The 13,127-nt window shown below is 69.2% G+C and carries 8 protein-coding genes and 1 pseudogene; 6 read left to right on the top strand and 3 right to left on the bottom strand.

The features are described from left to right. The first annotated feature begins 25 nt into the window (after nucleotides 1-25). A complete protein-coding gene (locus CU254_RS38290) occupies nucleotides 26-958 on the top strand; it encodes an SDR family oxidoreductase (RefSeq protein WP_009085006.1) in 933 nt (310 codons plus the stop codon). 47 nt (nucleotides 959-1,005) lie between these two features. On the opposite strand, the gene CU254_RS38285 is transcribed toward CU254_RS38290, so the two are convergent. Then, the gene (locus CU254_RS38285; RefSeq protein WP_009085005.1) at nucleotides 1,006-2,184 is read right to left on the bottom strand and encodes a globin domain-containing protein; all 1,179 of its coding nucleotides are present in this window, start codon (nucleotides 2,182-2,184) and stop codon (nucleotides 1,006-1,008) included. 344 nt (nucleotides 2,185-2,528) lie between these two features. On the opposite strand from CU254_RS38285, the gene CU254_RS38280 reads away from it, so the two are divergent. The 4 genes from CU254_RS38280 to clpB all read left to right on the top strand — a co-directional run bounded on the left by CU254_RS38280 (nucleotide 2,529) and on the right by clpB (nucleotide 9,181). Continuing rightward, nucleotides 2,529-3,014: a MarR family winged helix-turn-helix transcriptional regulator gene (locus CU254_RS38280; RefSeq protein WP_009085003.1), complete on the top strand. Its 486-nt coding sequence runs from the start codon at nucleotides 2,529-2,531 to the stop codon at nucleotides 3,012-3,014. A gap of 38 nt (nucleotides 3,015-3,052) precedes the next feature. Then, nucleotides 3,053-5,167: an MFS transporter gene (locus CU254_RS38275; protein WP_009085000.1), complete on the top strand. Its 2,115-nt coding sequence runs from the start codon at nucleotides 3,053-3,055 to the stop codon at nucleotides 5,165-5,167. A 138-nt stretch (nucleotides 5,168-5,305) separates the two neighbouring features. Continuing rightward, the gene (locus tag CU254_RS38270; RefSeq protein ID WP_037716222.1) at nucleotides 5,306-6,493 is read left to right on the top strand and encodes an MFS transporter; all 1,188 of its coding nucleotides are present in this window, start codon (nucleotides 5,306-5,308) and stop codon (nucleotides 6,491-6,493) included. 93 nt (nucleotides 6,494-6,586) lie between these two features. Continuing rightward, the gene (gene clpB, locus CU254_RS38265) at nucleotides 6,587-9,181 is read left to right on the top strand and encodes an ATP-dependent chaperone ClpB (protein ID WP_009084996.1); all 2,595 of its coding nucleotides are present in this window, start codon (nucleotides 6,587-6,589) and stop codon (nucleotides 9,179-9,181) included. A 323-nt stretch (nucleotides 9,182-9,504) separates the two neighbouring features. Here clpB and CU254_RS38260 read toward each other — a convergent pair. Then, nucleotides 9,505-10,158, bottom strand: a pseudogene (locus CU254_RS38260) (hypothetical protein); the annotation flags it as partial. A 280-nt stretch (nucleotides 10,159-10,438) separates the two neighbouring features. Between CU254_RS38260 and CU254_RS38255 the strand changes: the two are divergent. Beyond that, nucleotides 10,439-11,644 (top strand): glycoside hydrolase family 105 protein, encoded by a 1,206-nt coding sequence (locus CU254_RS38255; protein WP_037716220.1) that lies wholly within the window; start codon nucleotides 10,439-10,441, stop codon nucleotides 11,642-11,644. A 203-nt stretch (nucleotides 11,645-11,847) separates the two neighbouring features. On the opposite strand, the gene CU254_RS38250 is transcribed toward CU254_RS38255, so the two are convergent. Continuing rightward, nucleotides 11,848-13,011: an IS30 family transposase gene (locus tag CU254_RS38250; RefSeq protein ID WP_286157093.1), complete on the bottom strand. Its 1,164-nt coding sequence runs from the start codon at nucleotides 13,009-13,011 to the stop codon at nucleotides 11,848-11,850. Nucleotides 13,012-13,127 lie beyond the last annotated feature (116 nt).

Below are 13,127 nucleotides of genomic sequence, written 5' to 3'. Positions count from 1 at the left end.
AGCGACTGACACTAAGGAGTCCTCCATGCATGTTTTCGTCACTGGCGGATCCGGCCAGACCGGTCCCGCCGTCGTTGCCGAGCTGGTCCAGGCCGGGCATACGGTCACCGGGTTGGCCCGCTCGGACGCCTCGGCCGCGCGGCTGGAATCGCTCGGCGCGACACCGCACCGAGGTTCGCTCGAAGACCTCGACAACCTGCGTCGCGGGGCCGAAGCTGCCGACGGGGTGCTGCATATGGCCCAGGGCGGCAGCTACGCCGACCCGGACGATCTCATCCGCCGCGACTGCGAGGCGATCGACGCGCTGGGCCAGGCGCTGGTCGGCACCGGCAAACCGTTCGTCAGCACGTCCGGCACGCTGGTGCTGAAGGCCGGCCAGGTCAGCACCGAACTCGACCCGGCGGATCCCGATTCGGTGGCGTACTTCCGCATCCCCGGCGAACAGACCTGCCTCGGCTTCGCGGACCGGGAGGTCCGAGCGAGCGTCGTGCGGCTCGCGCCGACCGTGCACGGACCGCGCGACCATGGCTTCATCCCGGCGCTCATCGCGGGTGCGCGCCGAGCGGGCGTCTCGGCGTACATCGGCGACGGCACGAACCGTTGGCCCGCCGTCCATCGCAACGACGCGGCGGTGCTTTTCCGGTTGGCGCTGGAGAAAGCGCCCGCGGGGAGCATGCTGCACGGGGTCGGAGAAATCGTCGAGATCAAGAGCGTCGCGGAGAAAATCGCGCAGCTGCTCGGCATTCCGACGGCGTCCCTGACTCTCGAAGAAGCCGCCGAACACCTCGGAAACCCATTCCTGGCAAGGTTTTTCTCGCTCGACGTGCCCGTGTCCAGTGCGCACACCCAGGAGCTGCTCGGCTGGACCCCGCACCACGCGACCCTGCTGGAGGACCTCGAAACCGGCGACTACTTCACGCCCGAGGCCAGCGACCGGGCCGAGGCGGTCTGGCGGTAGTTCAGTGATCCGTTGGCGGTTATCCCGGAATCCGGAGGTCCACCGGCTCAGTCCACGGTGAACGGGTCGTACTGGATCTGGTCCAGCGCGCTGCCCGCGACCAGCATCCGCGACACCGTCGCGCGGATCATCGCCGGCGACCCGGACACCAGGATGTCGTGGTCCGGCCACGCGCCGTACCGCGTGACCGCCTCGGCGAGCGTGCCGTGTTCGCAGCCCGGCAGGTGGTCGCCGCGCTCGACGACCGGGGTGATGGTGAGCCACGGGTTGGTCGCGGCGAGCGCGCGCAGTTCTTCGAGGTCGTAAAGGTCTTCCCGGGTCGGCCCGCCGTAGAACAGCCGGGTCTTCGGGTTCTCGCCCCACAGCGCGAGGTGGTCGAGGATCGCCCGCAGCGGCGCGACCCCGGTGCCGCCCGCGACCATCAGCACGCCGCGCGACTGTTCTCGGTTGACGGTCATCCGGCCCAGCGGCGGGCCGAGCCGCCAGACGTCGCCCGCCTGCGTGTGGCTCACGATCGCCCGCGACACCCAGCCGCCGTCGACCGCGCGCACGTGGAATTCGATGCCGCCGTCCTCGCGCGGCGCGTTCGCGGGCGACAGATACCGCCACAACCGCGGCCGCTGCGGCACCTCGACGCTCATGTACTGCCCCGGCGAATACGGCACCGGCTGGTCCGGGATCACCCGCACCAGCGCGAGATCCCAGGTGAGCCGCCGGTGCTCGACCACGGTGGCCGACCACGACGCCGGGTTCTCGTCCGCCGCCGCGGCCTCCTGCATCGCGCGCGCGACGATGGTGAACGCCTCCGCCCACGCGCGTTCGACCTCCGGCGTCCAGTCCGGGCCGAGGTGGTTCTTCAACGCGGCCAGCAGCGCGGTGCCGACGGCCTCGTAATGCTTGGGCGCGACGCCGAACTTGCGGTGGTCGCGCCCGAGCTGGCGCAGGAACGGCAGCAGGTCGTCCGGTCGGTCCACCATCTGCACGACGCGGGCCAGCGCGCGGATGATGCGCCCGCCCTGCACTTCCATGTTGATCGGGAAGAAATCGCGCGTGGCGGGCGCGAGGGTGAAGAGCATCCCGTAGAAGAACTGAGAGATCTCCGGCGCGTACGGCTCCGATTTGGCCCAGGTGTCGCGGATGAGCTGCACCATCGCGACGACGGCAGCGGGCGCCTGCCGGGGCGCGGCTGTGGTCCGCGGGAGCGGGCTGATCGAATCGGCTGTCATCGGGCTGTCGTCGTTCATGGGTCGGGACCGGAGGCCGGGGGGTTGGGAGGGAATGGTCACGAGAGCAGGGAAGCCGTGGTTGCCGGATTCGGCTCGCGCCGTCGCGCGGGGGAATTCGCCACTCCTGCTCCTCGTTGTCCACGACGTGCTCGCCGCGTCGGCATCGCGGGGCGTCTGGTCCGCAGAGTAGCCGCACTGAGGCGGATTGCCCGCATCGTTGCTCCGGTCGGGTTACCGGCCGGTCGGGACGTGGGGCAGCTCACCGATTAGATAGTTGTCCTACGCAACCTTCGAGCTTAAACTTGTAGAATACAAGCAAGTGGGCACCAGGCCCGGGAGGAACGATGAGCCCAGCTGACGACGTGCGGCTCGAACTGCTGCGGGAGCTGAAGGCGTCCGCCCAGCTCCAGCACCTGTGGATCATGCAGGCGTGGCAGAACGAGCCAGGGCTGCACCCGGCCTCGGCGATGCTGCTGTCCGACCTCGCGAAACACGGCGAGGCCCGTCCGTCGGAGGTCGCCAAGCGCAGGCTCGTCGACCTGTCGGTGATCAGCAGGCAGATCGCCCAGTTGCAGGCCGCCGGGCTGATCCAGCGCCGCCCCGCCCCCGAGGACGGGCGCGCGTCGCTGATCAGCGTGTCCGAGGCCGGTCTCGAACGGCTCGAACTGTGGCGGAAGCAGTACCTCGAGTTCTTCGAGACGGCACTGGGCGGCTGGGACGAGGCCCGGATCGAGGGCCTCACGTCGCAGCTCGCCGAATTGAACGAAGGTCTGCGCGCGACGCTCGGCCCGTCCGGGTACTGCGCCGGCGCACCGCACGCGGGAAAGTGAAGTAGCGAATAGTGGAAACCACCGCAACCGGGCAGCCGATGACGCACCGGGAAATCCTCAAGGCCTTCACCGGCCTTTTGCTGGCCCTGCTCGTGGCGTTGCTGTCGTCGACCATCGTGTCCAACGCGCTGCCGACGATCCTCGCCGACCTGCACGGTTCGCAGAGCGAGTACACCTGGGTCGTCACCGCGACGCTGCTGACGTCGACCGCGACCACCCCGATCTGGGGCAAGCTCTCCGACCTGTTCAGCAAGAAACTGCTGTACCAAATCGCGATCGTCGTCTTCACCGTCGGTTCGGCACTGGGCGGGATCGCGCAGTCGATGCCCGAACTCATCGCCTACCGCGCGCTGCAGGGCATCGGGCTCGGCGGCTTGCAGGCGCTGATCCAGGTCGTCATCGCGGCGATGATCGCGCCGCGCGACCGGGGCCGCTACACCGGTTACACCGGCGCGGTGTTCGCCGTCGCGACCGTCTCCGGCCCGTTGATCGGCGGGCTGATCGTGGACTCGCCGCTCGGCTGGCGCTGGTGTTTCTGGGTGTGCGTGCCGCTGGCCGTCGTCGCCTTCGTCGTGCTCGGCCGGACGCTGAAGCTGCCGGTGCTCAAGCGCAAGGTGCGGATCGACTGGCTGGGCGCGACCCTGCTGGTCGGCGGCGTCGCGCTGCTGCTGATCTGGGTTTCGCTGGCAGGCGGCAGCTTCGGCTGGGTCTCGTGGTCGAGCGCCGCGTACGTCGGCGGCGCGATTGTCGCGCTGGCGCTGGCGGTTCTCGTCGAATCCCGGGTCGCGGAGCCGGTGGTTCCGCTGCGGCTCTTCCGCAACCGCACCTTCACGCTGTCCGTGCTCGCCTCGCTGGCGGTCGGCACCGCGATGTTCGGCGGTTCGGTGTTCCTCGGGCAGTACTACCAAATCGCCCGCGGGTTTTCGCCGACGCACGCCGGTCTGATGACGCTGCCGATGGTGCTGGGTCTCGCGGTCGCCTCGACCGGGGCGGGGCAGGTCATTTCCCGCACCGGGCGCACCAAGCCGTTCATGATCGCGGGCGGGATTTCGCTGCTGGCCGGGCTGTTCCTGCTCTCGACGGTGGACCACGCGACGAACCTGACGCTGATGGGCGGCTACCTCGCGCTGGTCGGCCTCGGGCTGGGCTTCCTGATGCAGAACCTGGTTTTGGTAGTCCAAAACACGGTCGCGATGAAGGACATCGGGTCGTCGTCCTCGGTCGTCACGTTCTTCCGGTCGCTCGGCGGCGCGGCGGGCGTGTCCGCGCTCGGTGCGGTGCTCGCCGCCCGGGTGGCCACGAACATCGCGAACTCCCTTTCGCAGTTGGGCATTCACTCGAGCGGCGCGGCTTCCGGTGGCGGCGGCACGTTCGCCATCTCGTCGCTCCCGCCGGCGCTGCAGCCGGTGGTGCGCGGGGCTTTCGGCGACGCGACCGGCACGGTCTTCTTCGTCGCGGGCTGCATCGCCGTGGTCACCTTCCTCGCGGTGCTGTTCATCAAGGAGGTGCCGCTGCGCCGGACCCTCGACGCGGACGCGCCGGCACCGACCGCGGTTTCCGCCGAGGCCGTCTCCGTGGTCGAGGCTCCGGTCGAGATGACCTCCGTGTTGCGCGGCCGGGTTCTCGACGCGGCTGGGCGCCCAGTGTCCGGTGTCGTGCTCACGCTCACCGATATGGCGGGACGGCAGGTCGATGTCGGGCGTACGGGACGTACTGGCGCGTACGAGTTGTCGGCGAACACTGTGGGCGAACACGTCCTTCTCGCGACAGCTGGTTCGACGCGGCCCGCCGTGTCGACCGTGCGGCTTAACGGCAACGCGCGTTGGCACGACTTGCTGTTGGACAGCCAGGGCACCATCTCGGGTCGCGTACGCGTCGCTGGTCGCCACGCCGTCGTCGCAGGCGCGGTGCTGACTCTCACCGACCAGCTGGGCATTGTCACCGCAACGCACATCGCGGGCGGCGACGGCGCGTACCGCTTCACGGGAATCGAACCGGGCGCGTACACGCTCACTGTGTCCGCGCACGGATACACGCCGCACGCCGAACCGATGACGGTCGGCGATGGTGCGGCGGCACAACATGATGTCGAACTGAGCGAAGCCGTCGAGCGAGAGTTCGTTAAGCACCAAGGAACACTCAGCGTCGACTAAAGGGGCTCGTGAGTGTTTGTCCCGGATCGCACCGCGACGGACACTCACGAGCTTTCTACTGGGAGTGGCATTTGCCGCCAACCGATGCGCCCTCCCGGCCCTGCCTCGTCCCCCTTCCCCGGAGGTAGCGTCGAATATGTGACGCGAAGCAGGGTCGCGATGTTGCTGGCACTGGGGATCGACAACTTCGGTTCCGGACTTTTCCTTCCGCTCGCACTGCTTTACGTGACGCGGGTGATCGGAATCCCGCTCGTCGAAGCGGGCACCGCGGTCACCGTGGGCACCACGGCGGGGCTGTTGATGCCGCCGCTGGCCGGGCGGCTGGTGGATCGCGCTGGGCCGAGAGCCGGAGTTCTCGCGGCGCAACTGTTGCAGGCTGCCGGAATCAGCGCGTATTTGTTCGCGCACGACACCGGCGGAGTGGTGGTCGCCGCCGTCCTTCTTGGTGCCGGGCAACAATTGTTCTACAGCTGCTTGTTCGCGCTCGTCGCCGAAGTCGCCGGAGACGTGCCGAAGGATCGGCCGTTCGCCGAAGTCGGCATGGTGCGCGCGGGCGGATTCGGGCTCGGCGGGCTGATGTCGTCGGCACTGCTCACTTGGTTCGGCGACAGCGGATACAGCGTCGCGCTCGTCGTGGACGTGCTGACTTTCCTCGCGGCGGCGGGCCTCCTCGCGGTATTCATCCCGCCTGGCCGCCGGTTCGCGCCCGCGGCGCGCGTGCGGAGCGGAGTGCTGCGCAACCGCCCGTACCTGACGTTGATCCTGCTGAGCGGGCTCTTCGGGCTGTCGCTCGACTTCTTTCTCATCGGCACCCCGGTGTTCGTGCTCGACCGGCTGCACGCGCCGACCTGGCTGCCCGGCGCGATCCTGTTCCTGCTGACCGTGCTGACCAGCGCGGGCGGCACGATCGCGCTGCGGCTCACCCGGGGCCTCACCCGGATCAGCGCGATGCGGGCCGGGTCCGCGCTGTTCGCCGCGTGGTGCCTGACGAGCGTCGGCGTGCTGCTGGTGCCACGTACCTGGCAGGTGCCGTATCTGCTGGCCGCCACGCTGGTGTTCGCCGCCGGTGACCTGGTGTTCGGTCCACGCTCCGGCGCACTCGCCGAGGCCGCCGCACCCCCCGAAGCGAAGGGCCGTTACCTCGCCGCGTTCCAATACGCGTTCACTGTGGCTCAGGTGCTCGCTCCGGCGATCGTGTCGTTGTTTTCCGTAGCGGCATGGTTACCCTGGGTTCTGGTCGGGGGTTGCGCTTGCCTCGCCGCGCTCGGGCTCGGCAGGCTGGGACCGAGGCTGCCCGCGGCCGCGGTGGCACCAATTCAGAGTTGAGCGGAACAGACTCAACTTTGCTGACGTTATATCTGTGGATGGGCCTTGGTCGGGCCTGTCACCAGGTATTTCCACGAACGCATGAGGTGAGGGATGGACGCTTTCAACCCGACCACGAAGACCCAGCAGGCGATTTCGTCCGCGGCGCAGGCGGCCACGGTGGCCGGCAACCCGCACGTATCGGCCGCCCATGTGCTGGGCGCCCTGCTGGCGCAGGGTGACGGGACCACCGCACCGCTGCTGACCGCGGTCGGGGCGGACCCCGAGACGGTGCACAAGGAGCTCGAGCCGATCATCAACGGGCTGCCGTCGGCGACCGGCGCGACCGTGTCGACTCCGCAGTTCGACGCGCCCGCGGTCAAATCGCTCACGCAGGCGCAGAAGCTCGCCACCGAACTGGGTGACGAGTACGTGTCGACCGAGCACCTGCTCGTCGGCCTCGCCACCGAAGGCGGCCAGGTCGCGGATCTGCTGAAGCGGCACGGCGCCACGCCGGACGCGCTGCGCGAGGCGTTCGCGAAGGTGCGCGGGTCGGCCCGGATCACCAGCGCGGATCCCGAAAGCACGTTCAAGGCGCTCGAGAAGTACGGCGTCGACCTCACCGAGCGGGCCCGTTCGGGCGAACTCGACCCGGTCATCGGCCGCGACACCGAGATCCGCCGCGTCGTGCAGGTGCTTTCCCGGCGCACCAAGAACAACCCGGTGCTGATCGGCGAACCGGGCGTCGGCAAGACGGCGATCGTCGAGGGCCTCGCCCAGCGGATCGTCGCGGGCGACGTGCCGGAATCGTTGCGCGGCAAGCGAGTCGTCGCGCTCGACCTCGGGTCGATGGTCGCCGGCGCGAAGTTCCGCGGCGAGTTCGAAGAGCGGTTGAAGGCGGTCCTGAAGGAGATCACCGACTCCGCGGGCGAGGTCATCACGTTCATCGACGAGCTGCACACGATCGTCGGCGCGGGCGCGACCGGCGAGGGCGCGATGGACGCGGGCAACATGATCAAGCCGATGCTCGCCCGCGGCGAGCTGCGGATGGTCGGCGCGACCACGCTCGACGAGTACCGCCAGCACATCGAGAAGGACCCGGCGCTGGAACGCCGTTTCCAGCAGGTGCTGGTCGGCGAGCCGTCGCCGGAGGACACCATCGCGATCCTGCGCGGGCTGAAGGAGCGCTACGAGGTGCACCACGGGGTCCGGATCACGGACGCCGCGCTGGTCGCCGCCGCGACGCTCTCGGACCGCTACATCACCGCGCGGTTCCTGCCGGACAAGGCGATCGACCTGGTCGACGAGGCCGCGTCGAAGATCCGCATGGAGATCGACTCGCGTCCGGTGGAGATCGACGAGGTCGAGCGTGCGGTGCGGCGCATGGAGATCGAGGAGATGGCGTTGTCCAAAGAGGACGACGCGGCCTCTCTCGAACGCCTGACCGCGCTGCGGGCCGAACTGGCCGAGAAGCGCGAGGAACTCACCGCGCTGACCGCCCGCTGGCAGAACGAGAAGGGCTCGATCGAGACCGTCCGTGAGCTGAAGGAGCAGCTGGAGCAACTGCGCGGCGAATCGGAACGCGCCGAACGCGACGGCGACCTCGGCAAGGCCGCCGAGCTGCGGTACGGCCGGATTCCGGCGCTGGAAAAGGAGTTCGAGGCCGCGATGGCCGCGAACGAGGCCAGCAAGCAGAACGTCATGCTCAAGGAAGAGGTCGGCGCGGACGACGTCGCGGACGTGGTCAGCGCGTGGACCGGCATTCCCGCCGGGCGTCTGCTCGAAGGCGAGACGGGCAAGCTGCTCCGGATGGAGGAGGAGCTGAACCGCCGCGTCATCGGCCAGGACCAGGCGATCCAGGTGGTCGCGGACGCCGTGCGCCGCGCCCGGGCGGGCGTGGCCGACCCGGACCGGCCGACCGGCTCGTTCCTGTTCCTCGGCCCGACCGGTGTCGGCAAGACGGAGCTGGCGAAGGCGCTGGCGGAGTTCCTGTTCGACGACGAGCGCGCGATGCAGCGCATCGACATGAGCGAGTACTCCGAGAAGCATTCGGTGGCCCGCCTGGTCGGTGCTCCCCCGGGCTACGTCGGATACGACCAGGGCGGCCAGCTGACCGAGGCCGTGCGGCGCCGCCCGTACACGGTGGTGCTGCTGGACGAGGTCGAAAAGGCACACCCGGACGTGTTCGACGTGCTCCTGCAGGTCCTCGACGACGGGCGGCTGACCGACGGCCAGGGACGGACGGTGGACTTCCGCAACACCATCCTGATCCTGACGTCGAACCTCGGCTCGCAAGCCATCGCCGACCCGGCGCTGGACGAACGCCAGCGCCGCGACGCGGTGATGGAGGTCGTGCAGCGGCAGTTCAAGCCGGAGTTCCTGAACCGGCTGGACGACATCGTGGTGTTCCACGCGCTCGGCACCGAGCAGCTGACGTCCATTGTGGACATCCAGGTCGCCCGGCTGGCGAAGCGCCTTGCCCAGCGTCGCCTGCACCTCGAGGTCACGGATGGCGCCCGGGAGTGGCTGGCGTTGAACGGCTTCGACCCGATCTACGGCGCCCGCCCGCTGCGCCGGCTGGTGCAGTCGGCGATCGGGGACCAGCTGGCGAAGCAGCTGCTGTCCGGTGAAGTCCGGGACGGGGACACCGTGCGGGTGGACCTGCCGGAGCTGGAGACCGGCGACACGCTGAAGGTGTCGCGGGTCTGACCTGACGCAGGTCGCCGCACAAAAAACCGCCCGGCCGCGGAAACGCGACCGGGCGGTTTTCGTCTTCAGGAGGAGGCGTCCTCAGGGCGATCCGATTCCACCGGCCGAGGCGGCGGAACCTCGCCCCGGCCTGGCGGGGTCCGCGGCGCGGGCGGAGAAGGCTGCCGTTCCGTCATCCGGGTGTCCGCCGGGGACGGGGCCGACGTCTCCACCGCGCGAGTGTCGACCGGCCGGGTCGCCGTGGTGTCCGCCGGGGACGGCGCGGTCGTCGGGACCGGCGGGGCAGGCGGCGCGGCCGGGGTGCCCGCGGAAGGCGTCCACGTCCGGTTCGAGTCGTAGTCCTCGTCGAACGGGTCCACGATGTCCGCGATCTCGCCCAGGTCGCGCAGCAGCCGCTCGAGCCGCGACGGCCCGGCGCCCGGCACGACGCTCGCCAGGACCCACTCGTTCTCCAGCCAGGCCACCCCGACGTCGCCGCCGAGCTGGTCGGCCGCGTCCACCAGGTCCTGGGTGATGACCTGGCGCGCCCCCTCCGAATCGTCCGCGAAGGCGTAGCGCTGGCCGATCGGGCCGAGCATCTCCGGCATGTTCTCGCGCTGGAACGGCACGCTCGACAGCCACATCTCGACCGGCACCCGGTGCGTCTTGTTGCAGCGCACGGCCACGACCACCGCGGGCACCTGGCCCTGGGACTCGATGTCGAAGATGAACACCGGACGGCGGCCGTCGGAGGTGAAGGTGGAGCCCGCGACGACGTTCACCGCCGCGTCGGCTCCGAAGTAGCCGATCGCGCCCCCCGACCACTGCCGGGGCAGTCGTTCGTCCTCCTCCACGAATTGCCAGCCGCGCAACTGGGCCCAGCGCTGCCGCTCACGGTTGCGCGAGCCTTCCTTGGCCCGGTCCGCGAAGAGCAGGCCGAGCCCCGCCACCAGCGCGACGGCGGCGATGACGAACCAGATCCACGCCGAGATACCCACGCCGGTCAGGGTATCGCTGCCGGGCCCTCCTCCCGGGACGGCAACACCGTGTCGGCGCGCCCCGTTTGGCCGGAACCGTCCAGGTCGCGTCGACAAATCGGCTAATCGCCCGGCTCGGGTGTCCATTGCGGACGGGTTCCCGCTGACCGGACGGGCCGTTGCGCCTATCCGGCGATCGCGCCGGACAAGCCGGACAGGAACCTTGCCGGAGCGCTCCGGCAGCGAGTAGAGGTCGTTCGACAGCCTTTCCCGCCGCCGCCGACAGCAGGAAGGACCCCGCATGTCCCTCTCGAGAAGATCGGTGCTGACCGGGACCGCGGCGGCGCTCGGCGCGCTCGCGCTGCCCGGGGCCGCGGCGGCGCGCACCGCGCGCGACTGGTCCCGCGCCGTCATCGACTCCACTATGAAGCGCTACCCGCCGGCGTCTATCGGTGGGTGGAGTTATCCGCTCGGCCTCTACTTCTACGGCCAGTACCTCTTCTACCGGCGTACCAGGGAGCGGCAGTATCTCGACTACGTCATCGCCTGGTACGACCGTTTCATCACCGCCGACGGCATCTCCAACAGCTTCAGCAGCCTCGACTCGATGCGCGCCTGCCAGATGCTTCCGTTGCTGTACAACGAAACCGGCGACGCCAAGTACCGCAAAGCCGCCGATCAGCTGCGCAAACGCTTCGAGACCTACCCGCGCACGAGCGACGGCGGGATGTGGCACGCGGTCAGCCGCCAGCATCAGCTGTGGGGCGACGGGGTTTATATGGCGCAGCCGTTTCTTGCCTTGTACGGCAAGGTTTTCGGCGATCCGGCCTACTGTTACGAGGAATCCGCCAAGAACCTGTCCGTCTACTTCGGACACCTCAAGGAGCCTGCTAAGGGGCTGATTTATCACGCCTATGACGAAAGTGGTTCCCAGCCGTGGGCGACTGGGCCTGGCAAGCACTCCGGCTTTCACTGGGCTCGGGCGGTCGGGTGGTTTGGGATGGCGGCGATTGACGTCCTTGAGGTGTTGCCTGGTGATCATCCGCGGCGGGCGGAGTTGGTCGGGATCGTTCAGTTTCTTGCCGACGGTTACCGCCGGTTCCAGGATCCGCGGACTGGGCGGTGGTATCAGGTGGTTGACCATGGTGCCGACGCCGGGAACTGGTTGGAGACGTCCGCGTCTTCGATGTATGCGTTCACCGTTTCCCGGGGGATCGAGCGCGGTTATTTGCCCGCTTCGTATGCCTCGGTCGCTCAGCGGGGGTATGCGGGGGTGTTGCAGAAGGTGTCTGTCGGGGCGGATGGGGTGACGAATATTGCTGACATTTGCGAGGGGACGAATGTTGGGGATCTCGCGTTTTACTTTGGGCGGAAGAGGGTGACCAATGACTTCCATGGGCTGGGGGCGTTTTTGATTATGAATGAGCAGTTTGCTCGGTATCGCTGCTCGTCGCCTGGGGGCGACATCGCAGCTTCCGGTGGGTGCGTGGGGCACCCCGAAGGTTGATTGTGCTGACGGTTCGGGGGTGCTTGTCAAGGCATCTTTCCCGCCTTGACAAGCACCCCCGAGCCGCAGGGAGGCTTCGTATCGGGGTTGGGGGGAGGGCTGGGTGCCTCGCTGTTTGGGTGGTTTGGCTGCGGGTTTAGTGACGTGAGGGGAACCCTGAGGGACTCTGGGTGGATTCGAGGGGTTGTTGCAACGCGGGTGGTTCAACTGGTTTCGGTGAGGAGTGTAGCGAGGCGTTCGGCTGGGGTGTCCCAGCCGAGTGTTTTGCGTGGGCGGCGGTTGAGTTGTGCGGCGACGGCGGCGAGGTCGTCGGGGGTGTGGTGGGACAGGTCGGTGCTTGTGGGGAAGTACTGGCGCAGCAGGCCGTTGGTGTTTTCGTTGCTGCCGCGTTGCCAGGGGCTGTGGGGGTCGCAGAAGTAGACGGGGATGCCGGTGGCGACGGTGAATTCGTGGTGGCGGCCCATTTCGCTGCCCTGGTCCCAGGTCAGGGATCGTCGCAGGTGCGCGGGCAGGGTCGCGGCGGCGGTGGCGAGGGCGTCGCGGACGGCGTCGGCGCCGCGGCCGTCGGGCAGCGCGACGAGCAGGGTGTAGCGGGTGGAGCGGTCGACGAGGGTGGCGATGGCGGAAGCGTTGTCCTTGCCGATGATCAGGTCGCCTTCCCAGTGGCCGGGGACGGCGCGGTCGGCGGCTTCGGCGGGCCGGTCGCTGATCATGACCATGGGTTCGGCGAAGCGGGGCCGGCGTTGTTCGCCGGTGGCGCGGGGTTTGCGCGTGGTGCGGCCGGTGCGCAGGGCGCGGGCCAGCTCGCGGCGCAGTTCGCCGCGGCCTTGGACGTAGAGGGCTTGGTAGATCGTTTCGTGGGTCACGTGCAGCTCCGGCCGGTCGGGGTGGTCGCGGCGCAGCCGGGCGGCGATCTGCTCCGGGCTGAATTTGTCGTCCAGCATCGCCTGCACCCGGTCCCGCAGTTCGGGGCAGGCCGCGATCTTGCCGGTTTTCGGCCGCGGGCGGCGTGCCCGGGCCAGGTCGTGGGCGGCGTGGGGCCGGTATTCGCCGCAGGGGCGGGCGTTGCGGGCGATCTCCCGGCTGACCGTGGACGGGCTGCGGCCCAGCTCGGCCGCGATCGCGCGCCGGGAGCGGCCCGCGGCCAGCCCGTCCGCGATCGCGATCCGCTCCTCGACCGACAGGAACCGGCCCGGGTCCGGCTCGGGCGGGGCCGGGCACGCGGCCGCGTTCGCGCCCGCGCGGCTCGGCCGCCCGTGCCGCCAATAGTGCCCGGTCCTGCGGTCGACCCCGACCCTGCGGCACGCCTCGACCGTGCCCACGCCCTCTGCCACAAGATCAAAATACCGGCGGCGTTCCGCCGCCAGCCTCACCCGGCCCCGCGGAGCCCGACCACGCCCGACCACGACCACTGCAACCCCTGCACAACTCAGGCGTTGCAACCACCACTAGAACCCAAGCTGAGTCCCTCAGGGTTCCCCTC

Origin of the sequence: Amycolatopsis sp. AA4 (genome assembly GCF_002796545.1) — a bacterium.
Taxonomy (GTDB): Bacteria; Actinomycetota; Actinomycetes; order Mycobacteriales; family Pseudonocardiaceae; genus Amycolatopsis.
Note: the sequence above shows the minus strand (reverse complement) of the source record. Positions and strands in the feature narration are given on the sequence as shown.

Bases quoted from the DNA above. Each gene is read 5' to 3' on its own strand.
- CU254_RS38285 (WP_009085005.1), bottom strand. From the start codon at position 2,184: ATGACAGCCGATTCGATCAGCCCGCTCCCGCGGACCACAGCCGCGCCC.
- CU254_RS38275 (WP_009085000.1), top strand. From the start codon at position 3,053: ATGACGCACCGGGAAATCCTCAAGGCCTTCACCGGCCTTTTGCTGGCC.
- CU254_RS38280 (WP_009085003.1), top strand. From the start codon at position 2,529: ATGAGCCCAGCTGACGACGTGCGGCTCGAACTGCTGCGGGAGCTGAAG.
- CU254_RS38255 (WP_037716220.1), top strand. From the start codon at position 10,439: ATGTCCCTCTCGAGAAGATCGGTGCTGACCGGGACCGCGGCGGCGCTC.
- CU254_RS38290 (WP_009085006.1), top strand. From the start codon at position 26: ATGCATGTTTTCGTCACTGGCGGATCCGGCCAGACCGGTCCCGCCGTC.
- clpB (WP_009084996.1), top strand. From the start codon at position 6,587: ATGGACGCTTTCAACCCGACCACGAAGACCCAGCAGGCGATTTCGTCC.